Raw genomic sequence first — 22,921 nt, 5'->3', positions numbered from 1 at the left:
CCGCCGCTCCGAGGAGGAGTTGAAGGCGCTTGCCGCCAAAGGCGCCGAAGAGCTCGGCTGGGACTCCTCCGCCGAGCAGGTCATCGCCTGGGTCGCCCGCAACTTCGACCTGTCGCAGGCTGCGGTAGCGTGCTCCATGGCCGACGCCGTCCTGCCTCACCTGGTCTCGCAGCAGTTCCCGGGAATCGACGTGCTGTTCCTCGAGACCGGCTACCACTTCACCGAAACGCACATCACGCGTGACGAAGTGGCGGGGCAGTTGGACGTCACGATCGTGGACGTAATGCCCGAGCTCACTGTCGCCGAGCAGGACGCCACCTACGGGAAGGACCTGTTTGGCCGGGACCCCGCCACGTGCTGTGCGCTCCGCAAAATGGACCCTCTGAAGAAGGCGCTCGCGGGCTACGAAGTCTGGTTCACCGGAGTACGCCGCGAAGAAGCGCCTACCCGGACCAACACGCCCCTGGTCACCTGGGACCGTGTCCACAACCTCGTCAAGATCAACCCTCTGGCGGCCTGGAGCTTCGATGAACTCCTCGACTACGCGGGTGAGCACCAGGTTCCCGTGAACATGCTGCTGTCCAACGGCTACCCCTCGATCGGCTGCAAGCCCTGTACGCGTCCGGTAGCCCCAGGAGAAGACCCGAGAGCCGGCCGCTGGGCCGGTCTAGCGAAGACAGAGTGCGGAATCCACCAATGAGCCACACCACCCAAACCATTGAGGACACGATGCGGACTGAAGGTGCCCCCCAAAGCGCAGAGGCAGCGAATGCCGGCCAGGGAGTGGCATCGGGCCTGTCGGAGCCGCGTGGCGGACTGATCATAGATCAGCCGCGCGGCGAAGGGGCGGGGCCGGCATTCGCTGCGTCCGCGCCTACGGCGAAGCGGCTCTCCTCCCTTGACGCCCTCGAGTCCGAAGCCATTCACATCATTCGTGAAGTTGTCGCCGAGTTCGAGCGGCCCGCGCTGCTGTTCTCCGGCGGCAAGGACTCCGTGGTCATGCTGCACCTTGCTACCAAGGCGTTCTGGCCCGGCAAGGTTCCGTTCCCGGTGCTGCATGTGGACACCGGTCACAACTTCCCCGAGGTTCTCGAGTTCCGCGATCGCACCGTGGAGCGGCTGGGAGTCAGGCTCGTTGTGGGGTCGGTCCAGGAGTACATCGACCGTGGCGAGCTGAGCGAGCGCGCCGACGGTACGCGTAACCCGCTGCAGACTGTGCCGCTGCTGGACACCATCAACGCCAACCGGTTCGACGCCGTCTTCGGTGGCGGACGGCGCGATGAGGACAAGGCCCGGGCCAAGGAGCGCATCCTCAGCCTGCGTGATGAGTTCGGCCAGTGGGATCCGCGCAACCAGCGGCCGGAGCTGTGGAACCTTTACAACGGCCGCCACACCGTCGGTCAACACGTGCGTGCCTTCCCGATCAGCAACTGGACCGAGCTGGACGTCTGGCGCTACATCGAGCGGGAAAATATCGAGCTACCGGGCCTGTATTACGCCCACGAGCGCGAGGTTTTCCGCCGCGACGGCATGTGGCGCGCGGTCGGTGACGTCTCACAGCCCACCGAGAAGGAAATTGTCGAAACGCGAACGGTCCGCTACCGGACGGTCGGTGACATGTCCTGTACCGGAGCAGTGGAATCCGACGCAGCGACCGTCGCGGCAGTAGTCCGGGAAGTCGCCCTCAGTACACTCACCGAACGCGGCGCCACCCGCGCGGACGACCGGATCTCGGAAGCCGCCATGGAAGACCGCAAGAAGGACGGCTACTTCTGATGTCTACCCCCACCGCTGTTGAGACAGCAGCAAACATCGACCACCTCTCTTCCGCTTCACTGTTTCGATTCTGCACGGCAGGGTCAGTCGACGACGGCAAGTCCACCCTCGTGGGCCGCCTCCTGCATGACAGCAAGTCGGTCCTCGCAGACCAGCTCGACGCCGTTGCCCGCACCTCCGCGGAGCGCGGTTTCGGTGGCGAGCGCGGAGACGGCGTCCAGCGGCTTGATCTCGCACTCCTCACCGACGGACTGCGGGCCGAACGCGAGCAGGGCATCACCATCGACGTGGCCTACCGCTATTTCGCCACCGCCAACCGCACCTTCATCCTGGCGGACACCCCGGGGCACGTTCAGTACACCAAGAACACGGTGACAGGTGCCTCCACGGCGGACGCCGTCGTCGTACTCATTGACGCCCGCAAGGGTGTGCTGGAGCAGACCCGCCGGCACCTGGCCGTGGCGCGCCTGCTGCGCGTGGCCCACATCATCGTTGCGGTGAACAAGATCGACCTCGTGGACTACAGCGAGGACGTGTTCCGCGACGTCGAAGCGCAGCTGAAGCAGGCTGCACGTGAACTGAAGGTCGACGAGCCCGCAATCATCCCTGTATCCGCCCTCGAGGGCGACAACGTGGTGGACCGGTCCGGGAAGACACCGTGGTACGGCGGGCCCTCGTTGCTGGAGACCCTCGAGCAGTTGCCGGCGCTCGCTGACCTTGAAACTGACATCGAAGCTTTCCGCTTCCCGGTGCAGACCGTCATCCGCCCGCAGGGCGCCGTGGCGCCGGGACTGGACGCCGACACGTATCGCGACTACCGCGGGTACGCGGGCCAGGTCGCGGCAGGCTCCATCCGCGTGGGCGACGCCGTCACTGTGCAGCCGTCCGGACGTGAGACCACCGTGACGGGCATCGATTTCGCCGGGCAGGAACTGGAGGAAGCCTTCGCACCGCAGTCTGTGGTGCTGCGCCTGGCCGACGACATCGACATCGCCCGTGGTGACCTGCTTGCCGAGGCTGGCTCGGGCACGTCGATCGCGCAACTCCCGCAACCCACCCAGGACCTGTACGCCGCACTCTGTTGGCTCTCACCGAAGCCGCTCAAAGAGGGCTCGCGGCTCCTCATCAAGCACGGCAGCAAGACGGTCCAGGGCTTGGTTCGCCAGGTCATCAACAAGCTGGATCTGTCTACGTTCGCCGATCAACCGGCGTCGGGCCTTGAGCTCAATGACATCGGGACCGTCCACATCAGGCTCGCATCCGCGTTGCCGGTGGACAACTACGTGAACTTCCGCCGTACCGGAGCTTTCCTGGTGATCGACCCCTCCGACGGCAATACCCTGGCGGCAGGTCTGGTGGAATCCGACCACCTTGAACTGTCCGCCCGCGAGGACGAACGTTATGTCATCTAACCCGAATACTCCCGTCAACGAGAACGCAGCCCGCCCAGCCAAGCGGGGTTTCCTGCTCAAGAGCCGTGTCGCAGAGGGTGCGATCGCCGGTGTCGCAGTCGTCGCAGTGGCCACTGGCGCTGCAATCGCTGCGTTCGGCAACTCCCAGTCCTCCCCGGAGCAAGCGACGACTGCCGCCCCCGTCTCCGATGCCACCGAACTTCGCCTCGGGTACTTCGGCAACCTCACGCACGCACCCGCGCTGGTGGGACTGGAGAACGGCTACTTCGAAGAAGAGCTCGGCGATACCGCCCTGAGCACCCAGGTGTTCAACGCCGGCCCATCAGCCATTGAAGCCCTGAACGCCGGGGCGATCGACGCAACGTTCATCGGTCCCAATCCAGCGATCAACTCCTTCGTGCAGAGCAAGGGACAGTCGCTGAGCATCGTTGCCGGCGCCACATCAGGTGGGGCTCAGCTTGTCGTGACGCCGGACATCAAGTCCCCGGAGGATCTGGCGGGGAAGTCGCTCGCGACGCCGCAGCTGGGCAACACACAGGATGTTGCGCTGCGGGTCTGGCTTGATGAACAGGGCTACGAGACCACGATCGACGGCGGCGGCGACGTGGCCATCGTCCCCACCGAGAATGCCACGACCCTCCAGCTGTTCCAGAACGGTGATATCGACGGAGCCTGGCTGCCTGAGCCCTGGGCCTCGCGGCTCGTGGTCGACGCAGGGGCCGAGGTCCTCGTCGACGAGGCCGAACTCTGGCCCGACGGCAAGTTCGCCACGACGGTCCTGGCCGTGAACAAGCAGTTCCTCGCGGAGCACCCCGAGCAGGTCAAGGCGCTGCTGAGGGCAGAGCAGCGCGCCATCACCTGGCTCACTGAGAATCCCGAGGAAACGCCGGATCTCATCAACGCCGGTCTTGAGGCCGCCGATGCCAAGCCGCTCGCGGTGCCCGTCCTGGAACGCGCGCTGGAGAATGTGACTTTCTCCCAGGAGCCGCTCGCCGGCGCGCTTGCCCAGTTGCTTGATGACGGAGTGCACGCCGGAACCACCGAGGACGCCGACATCACCGGCATTCTGGACCTCAGCCTGCTCAACGGGCTCCAGAAGGAAGCCGGCGAACCAGCGTACGACGACGCTGGGCTGGGCTCCGGAACTACCTCGCCATGACTGCGGCGCAGATAGAGATCACCGGGCTATCCAAGCGGTTCGCCGCAGACGCGCCCCTGGTGCTCGACGACGTGAACCTGCGGGTCCGGAAGGGTGAGTTCGTCGCCCTGCTCGGGGCTTCGGGCTGCGGCAAGTCCACCCTGCTGAACCTGATCGCTGGACTGGAAGAGCCGACGTCGGGCACTATCGCGTCGCCCAAGGCGGCGTTCATGTTCCAGGACGCGTCCCTCTTCCCGTGGCTGTCCGCCCTGGCCAATGTGGAGCTTGCTCTTGAACTGCGCGGTGAACCGAAGGCAGAGCGGAAAGCCGAAGCGTTGCGTCTGCTTGATCTCGTCCATCTGTCAGACGCCGCCTCGAAGCGGCCGCACGAGCTGTCGGGGGGCATGCGCCAACGGGTTGCCCTGGCGCGGTCCCTCGCGCAGAACCGGGACATTCTCCTCATGGACGAGCCGTTCGCGGCGCTCGACGCGATCACGCGCGACCTGCTGCACGACGAGCTGCAGCGGGTCTGGAGGGAGACCGGCCGGACCATCGTGTTCATCACGCACAACGTCCGTGAGGCTGTCCGGCTGGGCCAGCGCGTGCTGCTGATGTCATCCCGCCCCGGCCGGGTCGTTGCCGAGTGGGCCGTGGAAGGGCAGGACCACGCAGTGCTGACCGAGGAGATCACCACGGAGTTGCGCAAGGAGATCCGGCGTCATGCAGCCTGAATCAACACTCACCAAGGCAGAACCGGCTTCGGGACCGCCGGCACAGCTTTCGCCGGAGGACGACCGTGCGCTCGAGAAGGGGCTCGACAATCTCCAGCGGGAGGTGAGCGCCCAATCGTCCTGGAAGGTCAGCATCAGCAAGGCGCTGCTGCCCGTCGCTGCGTTGGGTGTAGCGATCTATGTCTGGCAGATGTACGTGTGGATTGTCCGGCCACGGCCCGACCAGGTGCCGGGTCCGGCTGATGTCTTCGGAACCCTCGGCACCCTGTGGCAGAACGGCGATGCGGTCGAGACGGTCCTGACAAGTCTCCAGCGCGGCGTCGTCGGGTTCATCATCGCCGTCGTCATCGCCACGCCGCTTGGCCTTCTCCTCGCTCAGAGCAGGATCCTGCGCGGAGCGTTCGGGCCGCTGATCTCCGGTCTGCAGGTGCTGCCCTCCGTGGCATGGGTTCCAGCCGCCGTCATCTGGTTCGGCCTTAGCGACGCCACCGTGTACTTCGTGGTGCTGATGGGTGCCATCCCGTCAATCACCAACGGACTCATCGCCGGTGTCGACCATGTTCCGGACCAGCACCGCCGCGTCGGCCACGTCCTGGGTGCCAGCCGGTGGCAACTCGCTACCCGAATCATCCTTCCAGCCGCGCTGCCAAGCTATGTCGCCGGACTGAAGCAGGGCTGGGCATTCTCCTGGCGCTCCCTGATGGCGGCGGAAATTATCGCGACAGGCGGAACTCTCGGATTCGGTCTCGGAGCACTCCTGGATCAGGGACGACAGTTTTCCTCGATGGCAACGGTCATCGCTGCCATCCTGCTCATCCTATTCATTGGAATCGTCGTGGAACTGTTGATCTTCGGCCCCCTCGAGCGCCGCTTGCTGCGCCGCCGAGGCTTGCTCGTCGGAGGCTCCCAGTGACGTATCCCCTCGGACTGCAGTTGCGCGGCCGCCGCGTACTCGTCGTGGGCGGCGGCCCGGTGGCCGCCCGCAGGGTGCAGGGACTGCTCGACGACGGCGCCTTGGTCACGGTAGTGGCGCCGTTCGCCTGCGAGGACATCGCTGAAGCCGCTGCAGACGGCCGCGTGGACTGGCAGCAGCGCGAGTACCGCACCGCTGACCTCGACGGCGTGTGGCTGGTCCTTGCCCACTCGGGATCCGCTGAGGTGCAGGACCGCATCGCTGCTGAAGCCGACGCCGCTCGCGTCTGGTGCGTCAAGGGCGGTGACCACCGGGCATCCAGCGCCTGGGTGCCCGCCGTTGCACGCATCGATGATGTCACCGTGGCCGTTAACACCCACGGTGATCCCAAGCGTGCAGCAGCCCTGCGTGACGGCGTCGCCGCCGCCCTCGAGTCCGGCGAGCTGCCGCTGCGGCGGTTCCGCCGCAAAGACGGAATGGGTTCGGTTGCGCTGGTTGGCGGCGGACCGGCCGACGCCGGACTCATGACCACGCGCGGTCGCCGCCTCCTGGCCCAGGCTGACGTCGTCGTGGCTGACAGGCTCGGCCCGCGCTCCCTACTGGCGGGCCTCGCCGCCGAGGTGCAGGTCATCGAGGTGGGTAAGCTTCCCGGACACCACCCGGTGCCGCAGGATGAGATCAACCGGATCCTGGTGGAGCAGGCGCTGCTCGGCAACCGGGTGGTCCGGCTCAAGGGCGGAGACCCCTACGTCCTCGGACGCGGCGGCGAAGAGGAAGCCTACTGCCGGGACCACGGGGTGCCCGTCGAGGTAATTCCCGGGGTTACGTCGGCTATCTCAGTACCCGCCGCCGCAGGCATCCCCGTGACACACAGGGGAGTGGCGAAGGGATTCAGCGTCATCACCGGGCATGAGGACATCCGCCAGCAGACCGGCCTCATCCCGGCCGGCAGCGATCACACCCTGATCCTCCTGATGGGGGTGTCACTCCTGCAGTCCTCCGCAGCCTCGCTCATCGACGGCGGGCGGGCGGCGTCAACACCCGTGGCCATCATCGAGGACGGCTGGATGGACACCCAGCGCGTCACCACCGGCACCCTCGGAGCGATCGCCGACCTCGCCGGGGAGCGCGGAGTGAAGTCTCCCGCCGTGATCGTGGTGGGCGACGTCGTCGCGCTCTCACCTCACTGGCAAGCCCCACCCTCCCGCTGATTCAGCGCTTTCGAACTGCTAGAACCACCACCACAGCAAAGGAACACAGCCGTGTCGCAACCACCACTCTTCTCCCACGGCGCCCCCCAGCGCCCGCTGCGCGTCGCCGTCGTCGGCTCCGGTCCGGCCGGAGTCTACGCTGCCGACATCCTGACCAAGTCCGCACCGGTCGCTTCCGGTGAACTTACCGTCAGCATTGACCTCTATGACCGCTACCCGGCGCCGTACGGCCTCATCCGTTACGGTGTTGCGCCCGACCACCCGCGCATCAAGGGCATCGTCAACGCGCTGCACAAGGTCCTGGACCGCGGCGACATTCGCTTCTTTGGCAACGTTGAGTACGGCACGGACCTCACCATGGAGGACCTCCGCACCCATTACGACGCCGTCATCTTCGCCACCGGCGCGATCAAGGACGCCGACCTCAACATCCCCGGCATCGAGCTTGAGGGCTCCTTCGGCGGGGCGGACTTTGTCTCCTGGTACGACGGGCACCCCGACGTACCGCGTGAATGGCCGCTCGAGGCCAAGGAGATCGCCGTTATCGGGAACGGTAATGTGGCGCTCGACGTGGCGCGCGTCCTCTCCAAGCACGCCGAGGACCTCCTCGTCACCGAGATCCCGGACAACGTCTATCAGGGACTGAAGAATTCTCCGGTGACGGATGTCCACGTGTTCGGGCGCCGCGGCCCGGCACAGGTGAAGTTCACACCGCTGGAATTGCGCGAGCTCTCACACTCCCGGGACGTCGACATTGTGCTCTACCCCGAGGACTTCGAATTCGACGAAGAGTCCGACCGGCAAATCCAGACCAACAACCAGACCAAGACCATGGTCGGAACACTCACCAACTGGATCGCGGAGCAGCCGGAGGACCCCTCCGAGTTCACTGCCTCCCGCCGTCTCCACCTGCACTTCCTCCACAACCCCGTGGAGGTTCTCGGCGAGGACGGCAAGGTTGCCGGCATCAAGTTCGAGCGCACCGCACTCGACGGCACGGGCAACGCCGTGGGCACGGGGGAGTACATCGACTACCCGGTACAGGCCGTCTACCGCGCGGTGGGCTACTTCGGGTCCGCCCTGCCGGAGGTGGAGTTCGACCACCGCCGCGGCGTCATCCCGAACGACGGCGGGCGCATCCTGGATGCCTCCGGCGCCCATGTGCCGGGGCTGTACGCGACGGGCTGGATCAAGCGTGGACCGGTGGGACTTATCGGCCACACCAAGGGCGACGCCCTCGAAACCATCACGTACCTGCTCGAAGACCTCGAGAACCTCCCGGCGGCAGGAACGCCCGACGACGCCGCCGTCGTCGAACTTCTGGCCTCCCGCGGGGTGCAGTTCACCACCTGGGAAGGCTGGCTTGCGCTGGATGCCCACGAGCGGGCGCTCGGCGACGCCGCGACGGAAATCGACGGGGTGGTCCGCGAACGCATCAAGGTCGTGCCGCGCGGGGACATGGTCTCCGTCTCTCGAGCCGTGCTGGTCGACACGCTGGCCGACGCCTAGTCGTCAGCCGTAGTCAGCCGGCAAGAATCGGTGCTCCGGCCTACTGCCGGGGCGCCGATTCTTTCGAGAGTACCCAGATGTTCGTGTTCCCCTGCCGTTCCACGGTCACCGTGGTCACCAGAGCGTTGATGAGGAACAGTCCGCGTCCTGATTCCAGGTCCGCCGGGTCTCCCGTTGCCGGTGTCAGGGGATCCGGATGGGCTGCGGCATTGATCTCGAGGATCCGTGCCTGTAGCCGGCTGGAAGTTGCGTTCAGTTCGACGCCGAGGCGCACTCCGTCCCGGTCCAGGGGAACTCCATGTTCCACGACATTTGAGGCGGCCTCGATGACGGCGGTGGTGAACGCCATCTGGTCCTCGAACGGCACATCGTCCAGGGCGCTCCAGAAACGATCAAGTTCGTCATGCAGATCGTTGACCGACTCGGGCTTTGCATCAGCCTCGAACCGGCGCTGCAACTCACGGTCAGTCACGCGCGAATGCCTCTTCTACGGTGCCGTAAGGCGCGAGCACGCGATTCATATTCGTCAGCTCAAGGACCATCTGCACCTGCTTCTGCACGCACGCAATGCGCAAGTCGCCTCCGGCCTGGCGGGCCACCTTCAGACACCCAATCAGGGCGCCGAGGCCGGATGAATCCATGAACTCGGTTGCGGCAAGGTTCACCACAATGTGCCGGCTGCCGGCGCCTACCGCCTCATCGACGGTTGCGCGCAGGGTGGGCGCGGAGACCATGTTGAGCCGGCCCGTGGCCACCACCTCGGTGTATGTTCCCCGGTCCTCAATCGCGAACTGCATCGGCGTTCCTTTCCTCGGTAACGTAACCCTCGTATTTCACAGCCTTGATCAGCACGCTCAGCACGATCAGGTCGAAGACAACCCAGACCACGTTCACGAACGTACCGAGCGGTTCATTCAGGCCGGTGGCCAGCCGGATGGTGCCCACTATCGCGGCCACGGCGAGCAGAACCATGACAATCAGCTGCGGACGGATCAGGCTCCAGCTGGGGCCGCCGTCCTGACGTGCCTTCGGCGTGACAGCGAAGCCTAGCGGACGGCCGAACCAGACGTTACGGGCCGCCGTCGTGCAGGCCTTGATCCAGGTGGGGAAGAGCGCGAGGCTGTACTGCTGGCCGCGCCACGTGCTGACGCCCCGGCCCACCACCGCGAACAGCAGCTGATTGACGATCATGAACGGTAGGAAGCGGATGAAGAAGTCGAAGCTGATGCTGGTCACTGGAAGGATGCCGAGCGTCAGGTAGATGATCGGTGCGGCGAAGTACACGACAGCCGCGAACCCGCTGAGATAGCTCCACATGGTCGCGAAGTACATGAGCCGCTGGACGAGGCTCATTCCCTTCTTGGCCAGCGGATTCTCGCGCAGGAGCACCTGGATGGTGCCCTGCGCCCAGCGCAGCCGCTGCGTGAGCATGGTCTTCAGGTCTTCGGGCGCCAGGCCGTAGGCGAGGATCTCGTGGTGGTAGACGCTCTGCCAGCCCATCGCGTGCATGCGCATCGACGTGGCCATATCCTCGGTGACTGAGATGGTCGCCAGCGGCATGACGGGCTGTGCCTCGTCATCGCGGTCCACCGAGATCGCGTCGAGCACCGCTTGGACCGACTCCAATGCGCCGAGCGGTGACCAGGCGCGGTCCGAGAGCTGCTGGACGGCTATATCCAGATTGTCAGGAACCGCGACGCCGGGCTCACTGCCCAGGTCCATTGCCGCAATTTCGGCCAGGTCTGCCTCCATGGCTGACATGTCCGCAGCGACCATCTGCTGCACGGCGTTGTCCACCGACCGGCGAACACGATAGGTGACTTCTGCGAGCGGCGCCCCGGCCGCCTGCTCGGCGCGGGCTGTGTCAACTGCCCTGTCGACATCGTCCAGCAGGCGGGTGACCAGCGGATTGGCGGCTTCAGCGGATTTGCGTGCCCGACGCACTGCGGCCCGTGCGGACTTGAGGGCTGCGGTGACGGCGCGTTCAACTTCCTCCACATACCCGGCGAGCCCGAGTTGCATAAGTGCTTCACGACGCAGGATGGCATTGGATCCGCAGAAGAAGGCGGCGTTCCAGCCGTCCTTGCCCTGCTGGATCGGACCGTAGAAGAGCGGCGCCTGACTTCCGAGCGGATCGTCTTCGGGAACGTTCACGAAGTACTGGGGCGTCTGGACGAGGCTGACCCGGCGGTTGTTGAAGTAGCCGAGCGTTCTGTCGAGGATGCGGGGATCGGGGACCTGGTCGGTATCGAGGATGAGCATGAACTCGCCGGAGGTCATCATCAGGGCGTTATTGAGGTTTCCCGCCTTGGCGTGGCGCGGGCGGTTCGCCCACTCCGGTCCACGCGTGATGTACCCGACGCCAAGCTTCTCGGCTCCCTCCTGCAGTTCCGGACGGGATCCGTCGTCGAGAATCCAGGTTTCGTGAGGGTAAGTGATGCGTTTCGCCGCCTCGGCTGTCTTGAGCACCATGTCGATGGGTTCGTTGTAGGTGGTGATGAAGACGTCAACCGTGGCGCCGACCGGCGGTTCAGGAGGGATGCGTCGCTTCAGCCGCCAGACCGTCAGCCCGAAGAGCGCGACATCGATCAGGCTGTAGGTTTCAGCCGCCACCAGCGGAACAGCGATCCACCAGGCGTCCCAATTGAGCGATTCGAGCCACCGCCAGGCGATGTAGTTCACGCCGAGGATGACGGTGAGAACGACCAGTAGCCGCACCCAGAAGACACTCATGCTGCTTCGCCGCCATTCCGTCGTACGACTACCGCGGTCACGTCATCCTCCACCCGCGGGTCTTCACCCAGGACCAGCAGCTTCTCGCAGGCATCGCGCGCCGAGTCTGCGCCGGCAACGGTGCCGGCGGCGGCCACCGCGAACTCCTCAAGCGTGTTGTAGATGTCCAGCAGCCCGTCGCTGATGATTGCGAGGGAGTCACCTGGACCCAGTGTGAGCCGCACCACCTCCCACTTCCAACCGGGGACCGTGCCCAAGGGCACACCACCGGAAGCCAGGCGACGCCATGACCCGTCCGGGCTGATGTGGAGAGCGAGCCCGTGGCCGGCGTCGATCAGGTCCACGCCGCCGTCGGCCGTCGAGAGACGGCCGTGCAGCAGGGTAACGAAGGAGGACGCCCGTTCGAGGTCGCCTTCGAGGGAGGCTGCAGCGGAGGCGAAGGCCTGCGCGAGGTCGGGTTCCTCGGCCGTTGAGCGAAGCACGGCGCGGACCGTTGCCGCGACGAGGGCTGCGCCCATACCCTTGCCCATGGCGTCCGCGACGGTGAAGTGCATGCCGTCCGCGGCGGGGTACCAGTCGAAGAAGTCCCCGCCGACCGCCCGCGATGGCCGGAACTTTCCGGCGACGTCGTACTCCTGTAGCTGAAGGCCCTGCCGGGGCAGCAGGCTCTGCTGCACCTGGGCAGCACGGCGGCGTTCATTCTCGTCGGCCGCGCTGGCAGCCTCAGTTGCGGCGAGCTGCCGGTTCTGGCGCCGGAAGAGTGAGTTGATGCGCGCGACGAGTTCACGCGGGCTGAACGGCTTGGTGATGTAGTCGTCCGCACCGGAATCCAGGCCCGCCAACCGGTCTATCTCGGTGCCGCGCGCGGTGATCATGAGGATGTAGGCGTCGGAGATCGGGCGGATTTGTGCACAGGCATCCAGTCCGTTGCCGTCGGGCAGGTTGAGGTCCAGGGTGATGATGTCGACACCGCGGCGGGCGGCTTCCACACCTTCCCGAACCGTCGCGGCCTCTTCCACCAGGAAACCTTCGCGTTTCAGGACTCCCACCAGAAGCATTCGAATGTCCGCATCATCTTCGATCACAAGGGCGCGGCGTTCGGGAGCTGAGACGGTCATGGGTCCATTTAACCCACAACTGGGAGTCTTGTGGCGAAACGCGTTGTCACCTCCGCGTCAGCGCGGGTTGTTCCGGCCCATCCCGTACCGACCGCACCCTCTATAGAGTGGGCAGTGTCGGAACTGCACCGGACGTTAGGAGCACCAGTCACCATGGACAATGTCCTGTCCTATCTGACGTTCAACACACGGCAGTTCCACGAGATGTCGATGCGCTCGAGGGTGCTCCTCAGCCAGGCGCCGTTGTCCATCACGACGGCGCTGCTGGCCGTTGGGAGTGTGTTCTTCCACCCGGTCGTCTGGGAAACTGCCGCATTCCAGTGGGGGATAGCGCTCAGCGTCGCCCTTCTGTTGGCTTGTGCACTTACGCCGTGGGACAAGCTGCCGTACGGACTGTTCCTCATCATCCCGGTTTTGGATTTCATACCCATCGGCCTGCTTCGGTACGGTGCCGACGTCGAAATTCTTGGGGTCGGCTTGATGGCCGTGTTTCCGGTGCTGTGGCTGACCGCCTCCGGCCTCCACCCCCGACTGGCGCTGGCCGTAAGTCTCCTCGGTCCCTTCGCGATGATCTGGGTGCCGCTTTTCATCACCCGGACCGATATCCGACCGTCCGACCTCACGCAGTCCGCCCTGTTGCCCACCATCATTTTCGGAATCGCCGTGACGATACGCGTCATGACGGCAAGCATGATGGACCAGCAGCGCGCCATGGAGGAGAAGGACCACGCGCTGCAGCAGCTCCTCCAGCGAAGCGCCCAGCGTGAGCGGCTGCTCAACGCCACGGTGAACACGGTCGACGTCGGACTTCTCGCCATTGACGCTGACGGCCATGACATTCTTTTCAACCGCAGGCAGCACGAGATCCACCGGGCAGGGCTGCCGGAGGGCGTGGACGACGCCCCGGAAAAGGACCTCCTGCTGTTCAGTCCCGACGGCGTGACCCCCATGCCCCCGGAGCTGCGCCCGGCGTACCGCGCTGTTGCGGGTCAAACCTTCTCCGACTACCTCATCCGCGTCGGCACCGGCGAAGACCAGCGCGTGCTCTCGGCCTCTGCCCGCATGATGCTGGATGAAAGCGGCAAGCGAGAGGGCGCCGTCGTCGCCTTCAATGACGTGACCGAGCTGGTGAATGCGCTCAACGCCAAGGAGGAGTTCGTCGCCATGGTGTCCCATGAGCTGCGCACTCCGCTCACCGTCATTGTGGGCTATCTGGAACTCCTGCTCGACGACGACGACCTCCCGCCTGAGACGGAGGCGAGCCTCAACGTCATCGCCCGGAATGTCTCGCGCCTCCGCCGGCTCGTCGACGATCTGCTCACCGCGGCTTCGGGTCCTCCGGAAGTCGCCCCCGTCCTTTCCGATCTCGGCGGTATCGCGGCGGAATCGGTTGCGGCCATCGCCTCCCGCGGCAAGGAAGCAGGGGTAACCATAGTGAACGAGATTCCTGCGGGCACCATCGCCCGCTGCGACCCGGCCCGCATCGGCCAGGTGCTGGATAACCTGCTGTCCAATGCCGTGAAGTATTCACCGGCAGGCGGCACCGTGACGGTTCGTGCACAGAAGATGCCCGGTTCGGTGATCTGTGAAGTGGAGGACCAGGGCATGGGAATGAGCCCGGAAGACAGCGCGGAGGTCTTTTCCAAGTTTTTCCGCACTTCAGCTGTGCGGCAGGCGGCGATTCCCGGCGTCGGGCTCGGTCTGGCCATTGTCCGCGCGATCGTGGAGGAACACGGCGGCCAGATCCACTGCCGCAGCGAACTGGGCCGGGGCACCACGTTCACCTTCGAACTGCCGGACAATCCCCAGGGCCAGGAGCCCGGCATGAGCAGGTCGGTCAGCGAGGCCAGTCAGTAGGATTCCCGGCACAGAAGACGCAGAGACCGACCATGATGAGGAAAGTTACCGAATCTCAGCGGATACGCGTAGCCAACCCCGGGTATTCCAGCACGATCCCCTCCTGGTCGACCTGCAGTTCCGCAGTGAAGCCGTGGTTGTCGGAGCTGAAGAGCACCACGCCATTGTGGTCTCCTGTTGCGGCCCGCAACTGGCTGTACATCTGCCCGCTGCGCATCACCCGTAGACTCGGGACCTCCACCCACGCCATGACCATTGAGGTTTCGTCCGCCGGAGCCAATTCCTCGGAGTGGAGGTTCAGCCGGAGGATGGGCATGGTGTTGGTGACCGGGCAGAGGCCGAGGTCGCAGTCGAGGGCGCCTGCCAGCAGCGCCGCGTCTTCGATGCCGGGTGCGGGGAGGTCACATTCACCGGAACTGGAGCTGGTGCTGGTCCATGCTCCATCGTCGTGGCGTTCCAGCTCCAGGTGGCGGCTCCAACCATGACCGTGCGCCGTGACGGTCAGGCGGCGGGTTACCCAGCCGTCGACTGTGGTCAACGCCCAGCTGAGGGCATACGAGTCGGTGCGGGATGTGCCGTGTGCGCTTAACCGTCCGGGCTCGAGGTTGATGGTGGCGGAATCCAGGCGGCCAGGATCGTCGATGCCCTGCCAGGTGTGCAGGAGACTTGTATGCAGTTGATTTCCCATTCGTTCACCTTATGAAGCCGCGGGGCCGCCGCGCCAGAGCCTTGGCCGGATATTGCAGGAGTAGGATCCGAGCATCACTGATGGGCGGAGGGGACATGAGCATGGAAGAGCGGATGCGCCCCTTGCTTCAGCAGGAACTGGCTGACTCCCGAAAGTCGCGCGCCGCCCTGGCATCGGACATCGATTCCACCAGCGACCTGCCCGCGACTCAAACGTGGATGATGAACATGATCCGGAGGGTTCCACCATCGCGTTTGAACTGTCGCAGTCCGGTACGCTCCTGCGGGACACAGACGCGCGTATCAGTGAACTGGAAGCGGCCCTGACAAGATTGGACGAGGGACGCTACGGCAGGTGCGAAGCGTGCGGGGCAGAGATCGCCGAGGGCCGGCTGGAGGCTCGGCCCTGGACGAGGTTCTGTATAACCCACGCCGGTTCACGCTGACCGCTAACGAAGTCCGCGAACGTTCATCGCGAGATACAGGTGCACCCGGTCGGCCGTGACGGCGGGGTCGTAGCCGGTCAGGTCCACGATCTGCTGCAGCCGATACCGCACGGTGTTGCGGTGCAGCTGCAGGACGTCCGCCACTGCAGCCACTGACCCGTTGTGCGCGAGGTACTTCTCGAGTGTGAGCATCAGCTCGGCGCCGTGCCGCTCGTCGAACGCCACCAAAGGATCCAGTGCCTCCGCTGCGAGGTCCGCCAGCGGAACGTCCTCGCTGGCCATGAGGAGTGAGGTGAGGCTGAGCCGATCGGGCCGGTTCACCTGCTGGCCCCGGGTGAGGGACTCGCGCGCTTCGAAGTAGCTCCAGCGCAGCCCGCTCACCTGCGCATAGCCACCGCCGAAACCCACCCGCGCGGTGAAGCCCGCCCCGTGCAGGTAGGTACTCAACGCACGGCTTAGGCTCTCACCGTCGCTTGCCGGCACCACGATCACCAGCCGGTCTTCGAGGACGGCGGTGACGACGTCGTCGTACTTCCCCGGCAGGGGGAGCGTCCGGAGGGCCCGGCGCTGGCCGGTGGCCACGTCCGCCAGCACGACACACTGCTTGCGTGCAATGTCGATGCCGGCACTTCCCAGGCGCGCCGCTGCCTCACCCCCGGCGAGGGTGCCGCGCACCACATCCTGCAGCAACTGCCCGACCACGGCACGCTCGGAACCCCGGCGCCTCGCCTGGTTGCTCAGTTCAACGCTGATCAGGGTCTGGGCGTAATCCGTAATCGCGTCGCGCCGGTACGGCTCGGCGATGGCCAGGGTGCACCGGTCCTTGAGCCCTGTTGCCACGGGAATGCGGTGCCAGGCGCGGCCCTCATCCCCCGGTGAGGAGGAGGAGAATCTGCTGCCGGTCTCGGCCAGCTGAGTTCCATACTGGGAAAGCTCGACGTCGGTGGCCAGCATGGCGGCCAACTCACGCAGAAGTTGCGGCAGTCCGCCGCCGCCCAGAAGCGCATTGGCTAGAGTCTGATGGCCCTTCAGCAGGTTTTCGAGACGGGCGTAATGCTCGGCAGACAGGGAGTCGGCGACGATCTTGCCGATGGCGATGAACGGGGTTTCATAGGGGACACGGAATACCGGCAGGCCCAGTTCGTCTGCCTGGTCGAGGAAGGCGGCAGGGACCCTTTCGTGGCTGAGGCCGGTGGCGAAGCCGATAGCGAGTGCGCCGGACGCGTGTACATGCCGCACGAAATTGCGCTGGGAGGTAGCGGACTTCTGTCTCAGGCCGGTGGTGAGCACCACCTCGCCGCCGCTGAGGAACGGCTTCGGATCTTCAAGTTCCGTGACCGCAACCCATTGCACCGGTACATCTGTGGCTTCACTGGTACCCACCCTCTGGAGCTTCAGCGCGGGCGTGGCAAGGAGCGCCGGGAGTGTGATCGCCATGACATCAATCATAGGCCCGCGGCCTTGTGCGGATGCATGACGATACGCCGATTGCGCTGTGCGTCTACACCTAGGCTGCGTGGTGTGCACCACGTAGGGTCGGCAATGAATTTGGGCAAGCATGTCCCAAAGCGAAAGGAAAAACGCCGTGGTCACCACACTGCAGAACTTCATCAACGGGAAGTTCGTCACGCCGAGCGGCAGCGAGATGCTCGACATCGTCAACCCCACCAACGGGGAAGTAGTGGCACAGTCGCCGGTCTCCGTGCAGGCAGACATCGACGCCGCGATGAGCGCGGCCAAGACGGCCTTCTCATCCTGGAAGCGGGTGACTCCCGGCCAGCGCCAACTCATGCTGCTGAAGCTCGCAGACGCCATCGAGGCCAACAGCGAGGAGCTCGTCGAAGCCCAGCACCGCAACACCGGCCAGGTGCGCGAAATGATCGCCTCCGAGGAGGTCGCCGCCGGGGCCGACCAGATGCGGTTCTTCGCCGGCGCCGCACGCCTGCTCGAGGGCAAGTCCGCAGGCGAGTACTTCGAGGGCCACACATCGTACGTACGCCGCGAACCCGTGGGCGTCGTCGCACAGGTCGCACCCTGGAACTATCCATTCCTGATGGCTATCTGGAAGATCGGCCCGGCGCTCGCAGCGGGAAACACCATCGTGCTGAAGCCGAGTGACACCACGCCGGAGTCCACACTCGTCCTCGCACGGCTCACCCAGGGAATCCTGCCCGACGGCGTCCTCAACGTTGTGCTCGGCACAGGTGAGACCGGAGCGGCCATGGTTGAGCACAAGACCCCCGCCATGGTGTCGATCACCGGCTCGGTACGTGCGGGCATCGCTGTCGCCACCGGCGCAGCAAAGAACCTGAAGCGGGCGCACCTCGAACTGGGAGGCAAGGCTCCCGCCATCGTTTTCGCCGACGCGGAGGTGAAGAAGACCGCCGCAGCCATCGCTGAGTTCGCCTTCTTCAACGCGGGCCAGGACTGCACCGCGATCACCCGGGTACTGGTGCAGGACTCGGTACACGATGACCTCGTGTCAGCCATGGTGGAACACACCAAAACCCTCACGACAGGCGATGCGGACGACACGAAGAACTACTTCGGTCCGCTGAATAACATTAACCACTTCAACGCCGTCAGTGCCGTCATGGACGCTCTGCCCTCGCACTGCTCCGTGGCCACCGGCGGAAAGCGTTCGGGCGACAGGGGCTACTTCTTCGAAGCGACCATCGTCACCGGCGCTCAGCAGACTGACGATATCGTGCAGAAAGAAACCTTCGGCCCGATCATCACCGTGCAGAAGTTCACCACCGAGGACGAGGCAGTCGACATGGCGAACGACGTCGATTACGCCCTCGCCTCCAGCGTCTGGACCACCGACCACGGTACGGCCATGCGCGTCTCCCGTGATCTGGACTTCGGTGCGGTCTGGATCAATACCCACATCCTCCTCACCGCCGAGATGCCGCACGGCGGCTTCAAGAGTTCCGGTTACGGCAAGGATCTCTCGATGTACGGCGTCGAGGACTACACCCGCATCAAGCACGTCATGAGCGCGCTGGACGCGTAACAGCGCCCGCCCAGAAAGGACCTACCCATGACCACCCAGGCACTCCAGGAATTCCGGCTCGAACAGAAGCGCCGCATCATCGGTGACTTCCCCGGCCCCAAATCCACCGCGCTGAACGCGCGCCGCGCCGCCGTCGTCGCCAAGGGCGTCTCCTCCGGCGTTCCCGTTTACGTAGCTGACGCGGACGGCGGCGTTGTGCACGACGTCGACGGCAACTCCTTCATCGACTTCGGATCCGGCATCGCGGTGACGAGCGTCGGCGCGTCCGATCCCGCCGTCGTCGGCGCCGTGAAGGAGCAGGTGGAGCACTTCACACACACCTGTTTCATGGTGACCCCGTACGAGGGTTACATCGCCGTCGCCGAGAAGCTCGCCGAGCTGACGCCGGGTGACTTTGAAAAGCGCACGGTGCTGTTCAACTCCGGAGCGGAGGCGGTCGAGAACGCCATCAAGATCGCCCGCCTGGCAACCGGCCGGCCGGCCGTTGCCGCCTTCGACCACGCCTATCACGGCCGCACCAACCTGACCATGGCGTTGACCGCCAAGTCCCTGCCGTACAAAGGCGGCCCCGACGGCAACTTCGGTCCGTTCGCCTCGGAGGTCTACCGGCTTCCGATGAGCTACCCGTTCCGCGAGGAGAACCCGTCGATCACGGGCGAGGAAGCGGCCAAGCGGGCGATCTCCGTGATGGAGAAGCAGATCGGCGCCGAGTCGCTCGCCGCCATCATCATCGAGCCTGTGCAGGGGGAGGGCGGCTTCATTGTTCCCGCCGAAGGCTTCCTGCCCACCCTTGCCGCGTGGGCCAAGGAGAAGGGGGTCGTCTTCATCGCCGACGAGGTTCAGTCGGGCTTCTGCCGCACCGGCGAGTGGTTCGCGGTGAACCATGACGGTGTGGTCCCGGACCTCATCACCATGGCCAAGGGCATTGCCGGCGGTATGCCGCTCTCGGCTGTCACCGGCCGTGCCGACCTGCTCGACGCCGTCCACCCGGGCGGTCTCGGCGGAACCTACGGCGGCAACCCTGTTGCTTGCGCTGCAGCGCTCGCCGCCATCGACACGATGACCGAGTTCGATCTTTCGGCGCGTGCGCGGCGGATCGAGGAGATTGTGGTGCCCCGGCTGCGCGCACTCCAGGAGGAGACAGGGATCATCGGTGAGGTACGCGGCCGCGGTGCAATGCTCGCCGTCGAGTTCGTGATGCCCGGCACGAAGGAGCCGAACGCCGTAGCGACGAAGGCCATTGCAGCGGCGTGCCTGCAGGAAGGCGTCATCATCCTCACCTGCGGCACGTACGGCAACGTCATTCGCCTGCTGCCTCCGTTGGTCATCGGTGAGGAGCTCCTCAACGACGGCCTGGACGTCCTGGAAGCGGCGATCCGCGCGGTCAAGTAACACCAGAGCTCCTGCACGACGACGACGACGGCGGTCGGCTGGGCAGCCCAATCCGGGCTGTACCGGCCGGCCGCTGTCGTCTGTTCGCTCAGGCGCCTGTGCGGCCGATCTCGAGCAGGTCACCGACCTCGCACTCAAGAACCTCGCAGATGGCTCGGAGGGTCGAGAAGCGGATGGCCCGAGCCCAATTCCGGTGCCGAGGCTGAACCAGCAGCCAGCGCTCTTAGCCGGTCACCTCACTCACTCAACGTGATTTCAGCTTCCCTATTGCGTCGGGGTGTTCAAAACCGGCATACTAAACGAACGCAATTCGTTTTGTGATCCCGGTGACAGTGGCAAACCCGCTTCCCCACACGGCGGTCCTCAAAATATTTTCCTAACAAAGAGGTAAGGAACCCCATGAGCACTATGCAAGTGCGCACCGGCGATCCAGACAGCACTCCCACCTACTCCGGCAAAGGACTGAAGACGGGGCAGCTCGGCCTTCTGGCCGTCATCGTCATCGGTATTTCCACCATTGCCCCCGCCTATGTCCTGACCAGCACGCTTGGACCCACGGTGCAGAGCATCGGTGTCCATCTGCCGGCAATCTTCATCGTCGGCTTCATCCCGATGTTCCTGGTAGCCCTCGGGTATCGGGAATTGAACGCTGACACCCCGGACAGCGGCACCACCTTCACCTGGGTGACCAAGGCCTTCGGGCCGTATATCGGCTGGATCGGCGGATGGGGGCTGCTCGCGGCTAACATCATCGTGCTTTCGAATCTGGCCGGTGTCGCCGTCGACTTCTTCTATCTCTTCCTTGCACAGCTCACCGGGCAGGATGCGATTGCGGACCTGACGAGCATTCGGTGGCTGAACATCCTGACCTGCCTCGTCTTCGTGGGTGCCGCGGTCTGGGTATCCTGCCGCGGCGTGAAGACCACCAAGGCCGTGCAGTACGCCCTCGTCGGACTCCAGGTAGCTGTTCTTGCCTGGTTTGTGGTTGCCGCTTTCAGCCGCATTCAGCAGGGTGCTGCAGCTGACTCCATTTCATTCAGCTGGGATTGGTTCAACCCCTTCGCGATCGAGAGCTTCTCCGCCTTCGCGCTGGGCCTCTCACTGTCGATTTTCGCCTTCTGGGGCTGGGACGTCTGCCTCACGGTGAGCGAGGAATCCCGCGACGGAAAGCGCACCGCAGGCCTGGCAGCTGCGGGCACCGCCGTCGTCGTACTGGGGATCTACCTGCTCGGCGCAATTGCAACGGTGATGTTCTCCGGAGTCGGAACGGAGGGCCTCGGCCTCAACAATGCGGACATCTCAGAGAACGTCTTCGCGGCGCTTGCAGCCCCGGTCATGGGCCCGTTCGCAATCCTGCTGTCTCTTGCCGTGCTGTCCAGCTGCGCGGCGTCCCTGCAGTCGACGTTCCTGTCACCGGCACGCAGCCTGCTCGCCATGGGCTATTACAAGGCACTGCCCGACAAGTTCGCAACGGTTCACCCGAAGTTCCGTTCGCCCGTCTTTGCCACTGTGGTTGCCGGCGTCATCTCCGCGGGCTTCTACTCCCTAATGCGCGTCATCAGCGACAACGTCCTGAACGACACCATCATGGCGCTCGGCCTGATGATCTGCTTCTACTACGGACTCACCGCGCTCGCCTGCGTCTGGTACTTCCGCCGGACGGCCTTCAGCTCGGCGCGTAACTTCGTCTTCCGTTTCCTTGCCCCACTGCTCGGCGGCATCGGTCTGGTGATTGTCTTCCTGCAGACCGCCGTCGACAGCTGGGATCCGGCATTCGGCAGCGGCTCGGAGATCTTCGGCGTCGGCCTGGTGTTCGTCATCGGCGTCGGGATCATCGCACTGGGCGTGGTCGTCATGATGCTCGTCCGCCGCTCCCGCCCCGGGTTCTTCCGTGGCGAGACGCTGCGCAAGGACACCCCCGCGCTGGAGGTCGCCGAGTAACTAAACGCCCGCGGGCTGCCCAAGCTGCTCGCGGTGGTGAGGCCTCGCGTTCTTCCGGACCGTACGGACCATGTCCACGGTGAGGAGCGCGAGGCCCAGCCATACCAGGCCGAATCCGATCCACCGCTCCAGCGGCATCTCCTCCCCGAAGACGGTGAGGGCGAGGATAAATTGCAACACCGGTGCCAGGTACTGGAGCATTCCGATGGTCGTGAGTGGCAGCCGCCGGGCTGCTGCGCCAAAGAAGATCAACGGGACGGCCGTGATGATGCCGGACGCGGCCATGATCCAGAAGTGGCCCGGGCCCTCTGTGGTCAGCGTCGCTCCGCCGGAAACCGTCAGCCAGATCATGACCCCCGCGGCAATCGGCGTTAGGACCGCTGTCTCGATGCTCAGGCTCGAAACGGCGTCGACACTCGGCCCGACCCGTTTCTTCACGAACCCGTAGAGCCCGAACGAGAACGCAAGCGTCAGGGCGATGAACGGCACGCTGCCGTATCCAACCGCCAGAACGACGACGGCGACAACGCCCATCCCCACGGCCGCCCACTGGAGCGGGCGGAGCTTCTCGCGAAGCACGAAGACGCCGAGAAGTACCGAAACGATGGGGTTGATGAAGTAGCCCAGCGAGGCTTCGATGGCATGTCCGTTGGTGACGCCGTAGGTGTAGACGAACCAGTTCACGGCGATCAACAGCGCGGCAACCGTCAGGGTCCCGAGCACCCGCCGGTCGGAGACGGCGACGCGGAACGTCTTCCAGGAGCGCAGCACTGTGAGCAGCAGGGCACAGAAGATCAACGACCAGAGCACCCGGTTCGCCACGATCTCGACGGCGGTGGCCGGCAGTAGGATCAGGAAATACAGGGGGAGCATGCCCCACAAGCCGTAGGCGCCGATGCCGAACAGGATGCCCGTGGCGTTATCGCTGCGGGCGGGGCGCGGTGTCTTGTGGGTGCGGGTCACATGCGTGCCAACCGTCGACGTGCTGTTCCTATTCCACCCGCCTTCCGGGTGAGCCTCGCCACTGGTTTCGACGCGGGT

The 22,921-nt window shown here is 65.1% G+C and carries 20 protein-coding genes and 1 pseudogene; 13 read left to right on the top strand and 8 right to left on the bottom strand.

Annotation, left to right across the window (positions count from 1 at the left end; translation table 11 throughout):
- Positions 1–19 precede the first annotated feature (19 nt).
- From M1D74_RS12585 to M1D74_RS12550, 8 genes are read left to right on the top strand one after another with little or no spacing between them, the layout of a single operon-like run.
- Positions 20–700 carry a phosphoadenylyl-sulfate reductase gene (locus M1D74_RS12585; protein WP_458117183.1) on the top strand — a complete coding sequence of 227 codons (681 nt, stop codon included), beginning with the start codon at positions 20–22 and terminating at the stop codon, positions 698–700.
- A complete protein-coding gene (gene cysD, locus M1D74_RS12580) occupies positions 697–1,776 on the top strand; it encodes a sulfate adenylyltransferase subunit CysD (RefSeq protein WP_458115510.1) in 1,080 nt (359 codons plus the stop codon). Before M1D74_RS12585 ends, cysD begins: the two co-directional genes overlap by 4 nt.
- Entirely contained in the window at positions 1,776–3,188 is a 1,413-nt protein-coding gene (locus M1D74_RS12575) for a sulfate adenylyltransferase subunit 1 (protein ID WP_458115509.1), read from the top strand. The genes cysD and M1D74_RS12575 overlap by 1 nt, the downstream gene beginning before the upstream one ends.
- Positions 3,178–4,347 carry an ABC transporter substrate-binding protein gene (locus M1D74_RS12570; protein WP_458115508.1) on the top strand — a complete coding sequence of 390 codons (1,170 nt, stop codon included), beginning with the start codon at positions 3,178–3,180 and terminating at the stop codon, positions 4,345–4,347. The genes M1D74_RS12575 and M1D74_RS12570 overlap by 11 nt, the downstream gene beginning before the upstream one ends.
- Positions 4,344–5,057, top strand: coding sequence for an ABC transporter ATP-binding protein (locus tag M1D74_RS12565; protein WP_458115507.1), 714 nt, complete (start codon positions 4,344–4,346; stop codon positions 5,055–5,057). Before M1D74_RS12570 ends, M1D74_RS12565 begins: the two co-directional genes overlap by 4 nt.
- Entirely contained in the window at positions 5,047–5,970 is a 924-nt protein-coding gene (locus M1D74_RS12560) for an ABC transporter permease (protein WP_458115506.1), read from the top strand. The genes M1D74_RS12565 and M1D74_RS12560 overlap by 11 nt, the downstream gene beginning before the upstream one ends.
- Positions 5,967–7,181, top strand: coding sequence for a uroporphyrinogen-III C-methyltransferase (gene cobA / locus M1D74_RS12555; RefSeq protein WP_458115505.1), 1,215 nt, complete (start codon positions 5,967–5,969; stop codon positions 7,179–7,181). Before M1D74_RS12560 ends, cobA begins: the two co-directional genes overlap by 4 nt.
- A gap of 51 nt (positions 7,182–7,232) precedes the next feature.
- Positions 7,233–8,690 carry an FAD-dependent oxidoreductase gene (locus M1D74_RS12550; RefSeq protein WP_458115504.1) on the top strand — a complete coding sequence of 486 codons (1,458 nt, stop codon included), beginning with the start codon at positions 7,233–7,235 and terminating at the stop codon, positions 8,688–8,690.
- A 40-nt stretch (positions 8,691–8,730) separates the two neighbouring features.
- On the opposite strand, the gene M1D74_RS12545 is transcribed toward M1D74_RS12550, so the two are convergent.
- The 4 genes from M1D74_RS12545 to M1D74_RS12530 are packed head-to-tail and all read right to left on the bottom strand — an operon-like array spanning position 8,731 to position 12,541.
- A complete protein-coding gene (locus M1D74_RS12545; protein WP_458115503.1) occupies positions 8,731–9,162 on the bottom strand; it encodes an ATP-binding protein in 432 nt (143 codons plus the stop codon).
- On the bottom strand, positions 9,155–9,487 hold the full coding sequence (locus M1D74_RS12540; protein WP_309071337.1) for an STAS domain-containing protein: 333 nt from the start codon (positions 9,485–9,487) through the stop codon (positions 9,155–9,157). The genes M1D74_RS12545 and M1D74_RS12540 overlap by 8 nt, the downstream gene beginning before the upstream one ends.
- Positions 9,471–11,423: a glycosyltransferase family 2 protein gene (locus M1D74_RS12535; protein ID WP_458115502.1), complete on the bottom strand. Its 1,953-nt coding sequence runs from the start codon at positions 11,421–11,423 to the stop codon at positions 9,471–9,473. Before M1D74_RS12535 ends, M1D74_RS12540 begins: the two co-directional genes overlap by 17 nt.
- On the bottom strand, positions 11,420–12,541 hold the full coding sequence (locus M1D74_RS12530; RefSeq protein ID WP_458115501.1) for a PP2C family protein-serine/threonine phosphatase: 1,122 nt from the start codon (positions 12,539–12,541) through the stop codon (positions 11,420–11,422). Before M1D74_RS12530 ends, M1D74_RS12535 begins: the two co-directional genes overlap by 4 nt.
- 153 nt (positions 12,542–12,694) lie before the next feature.
- Here M1D74_RS12530 and M1D74_RS12525 point away from each other — a divergent pair, with 153 nt between their 5' ends.
- Positions 12,695–14,398, top strand: a complete 1,704-nt coding sequence (locus M1D74_RS12525) for a sensor histidine kinase (RefSeq protein ID WP_458115500.1) — start codon at positions 12,695–12,697, stop codon at positions 14,396–14,398.
- Between the two features lie 55 nt (positions 14,399–14,453).
- Here M1D74_RS12525 and M1D74_RS12520 read toward each other — a convergent pair whose 3' ends face one another.
- Positions 14,454–15,086, bottom strand: a complete 633-nt coding sequence (locus M1D74_RS12520) for a putative glycolipid-binding domain-containing protein (RefSeq protein WP_309071333.1) — start codon at positions 15,084–15,086, stop codon at positions 14,454–14,456.
- 214 nt (positions 15,087–15,300) lie between these two features.
- On the opposite strand from M1D74_RS12520, the gene M1D74_RS12515 reads away from it, so the two are divergent.
- The gene (locus M1D74_RS12515) at positions 15,301–15,531 is read left to right on the top strand and encodes a TraR/DksA family transcriptional regulator (protein ID WP_458115499.1); all 231 of its coding nucleotides are present in this window, start codon (positions 15,301–15,303) and stop codon (positions 15,529–15,531) included.
- 3 nt (positions 15,532–15,534) lie between these two features.
- On the opposite strand, the gene M1D74_RS12510 is transcribed toward M1D74_RS12515, so the two are convergent.
- Positions 15,535–16,968 (bottom strand): PucR family transcriptional regulator, encoded by a 1,434-nt coding sequence (locus M1D74_RS12510; RefSeq protein ID WP_458115498.1) that lies wholly within the window; start codon positions 16,966–16,968, stop codon positions 15,535–15,537.
- Positions 16,969–17,116: 148 nt separating this feature from the next.
- Between M1D74_RS12510 and M1D74_RS12505 the strand changes: the two genes are divergently transcribed.
- Together M1D74_RS12505 and gabT are read left to right on the top strand one after the other, a co-directional pair.
- The gene (locus tag M1D74_RS12505; protein WP_309071330.1) at positions 17,117–18,547 is read left to right on the top strand and encodes a gamma-aminobutyraldehyde dehydrogenase; all 1,431 of its coding nucleotides are present in this window, start codon (positions 17,117–17,119) and stop codon (positions 18,545–18,547) included.
- Positions 18,548–18,574: 27 nt separating this feature from the next.
- A complete protein-coding gene (gabT, locus tag M1D74_RS12500) occupies positions 18,575–19,939 on the top strand; it encodes a 4-aminobutyrate--2-oxoglutarate transaminase (RefSeq protein ID WP_309123756.1) in 1,365 nt (454 codons plus the stop codon).
- An 88-nt stretch (positions 19,940–20,027) separates the two neighbouring features.
- On the opposite strand, the pseudogene M1D74_RS12495 reads toward gabT, so the two are convergent.
- Positions 20,028–20,123: pseudogene (locus M1D74_RS12495) on the bottom strand (helix-turn-helix domain-containing protein); the annotation flags it as partial.
- Between the two features lie 215 nt (positions 20,124–20,338).
- Here M1D74_RS12495 and M1D74_RS12490 point away from each other — a divergent pair.
- On the top strand, positions 20,339–21,880 hold the full coding sequence (locus M1D74_RS12490) for an APC family permease (protein ID WP_458115497.1): 1,542 nt from the start codon (positions 20,339–20,341) through the stop codon (positions 21,878–21,880).
- Here the strand turns inward: M1D74_RS12490 and rarD are convergent, their stop codons facing one another.
- The gene (gene rarD, locus M1D74_RS12485) at positions 21,881–22,843 is read right to left on the bottom strand and encodes an EamA family transporter RarD (protein WP_309071324.1); all 963 of its coding nucleotides are present in this window, start codon (positions 22,841–22,843) and stop codon (positions 21,881–21,883) included.
- Positions 22,844–22,921: the final 78 nt, after the last annotated feature.

The organism is Arthrobacter sp. D2-10 (assembly GCF_054161285.1).
Note: the sequence above shows the minus strand (reverse complement) of the source record. Positions and strands in the feature narration are given on the sequence as shown.

What these genes read in the sequence shown, in the direction of transcription:
- cysD (WP_458115510.1), top strand. Translation starts at nt 697, where the DNA reads ATGAGCCACACCACCCAAACCATTGAGGACACGATGCGGACTGAAGGT.
- M1D74_RS12575 (WP_458115509.1), top strand. Translation starts at nt 1,776, where the DNA reads ATGTCTACCCCCACCGCTGTTGAGACAGCAGCAAACATCGACCACCTC.
- M1D74_RS12570 (WP_458115508.1), top strand. Translation starts at nt 3,178, where the DNA reads ATGTCATCTAACCCGAATACTCCCGTCAACGAGAACGCAGCCCGCCCA.
- M1D74_RS12565 (WP_458115507.1), top strand. Translation starts at nt 4,344, where the DNA reads ATGACTGCGGCGCAGATAGAGATCACCGGGCTATCCAAGCGGTTCGCC.
- M1D74_RS12560 (WP_458115506.1), top strand. Translation starts at nt 5,047, where the DNA reads ATGCAGCCTGAATCAACACTCACCAAGGCAGAACCGGCTTCGGGACCG.
- M1D74_RS12540 (WP_309071337.1), bottom strand. Translation starts at nt 9,487, where the DNA reads ATGCAGTTCGCGATTGAGGACCGGGGAACATACACCGAGGTGGTGGCC.
- M1D74_RS12535 (WP_458115502.1), bottom strand. Translation starts at nt 11,423, where the DNA reads ATGAGTGTCTTCTGGGTGCGGCTACTGGTCGTTCTCACCGTCATCCTC.
- M1D74_RS12530 (WP_458115501.1), bottom strand. Translation starts at nt 12,541, where the DNA reads ATGACCGTCTCAGCTCCCGAACGCCGCGCCCTTGTGATCGAAGATGAT.
- M1D74_RS12525 (WP_458115500.1), top strand. Translation starts at nt 12,695, where the DNA reads ATGGACAATGTCCTGTCCTATCTGACGTTCAACACACGGCAGTTCCAC.
- M1D74_RS12520 (WP_309071333.1), bottom strand. Translation starts at nt 15,086, where the DNA reads ATGGGAAATCAACTGCATACAAGTCTCCTGCACACCTGGCAGGGCATC.
- M1D74_RS12510 (WP_458115498.1), bottom strand. Translation starts at nt 16,968, where the DNA reads ATGGCGATCACACTCCCGGCGCTCCTTGCCACGCCCGCGCTGAAGCTC.
- gabT (WP_309123756.1), top strand. Translation starts at nt 18,575, where the DNA reads ATGACCACCCAGGCACTCCAGGAATTCCGGCTCGAACAGAAGCGCCGC.
- M1D74_RS12490 (WP_458115497.1), top strand. Translation starts at nt 20,339, where the DNA reads ATGAGCACTATGCAAGTGCGCACCGGCGATCCAGACAGCACTCCCACC.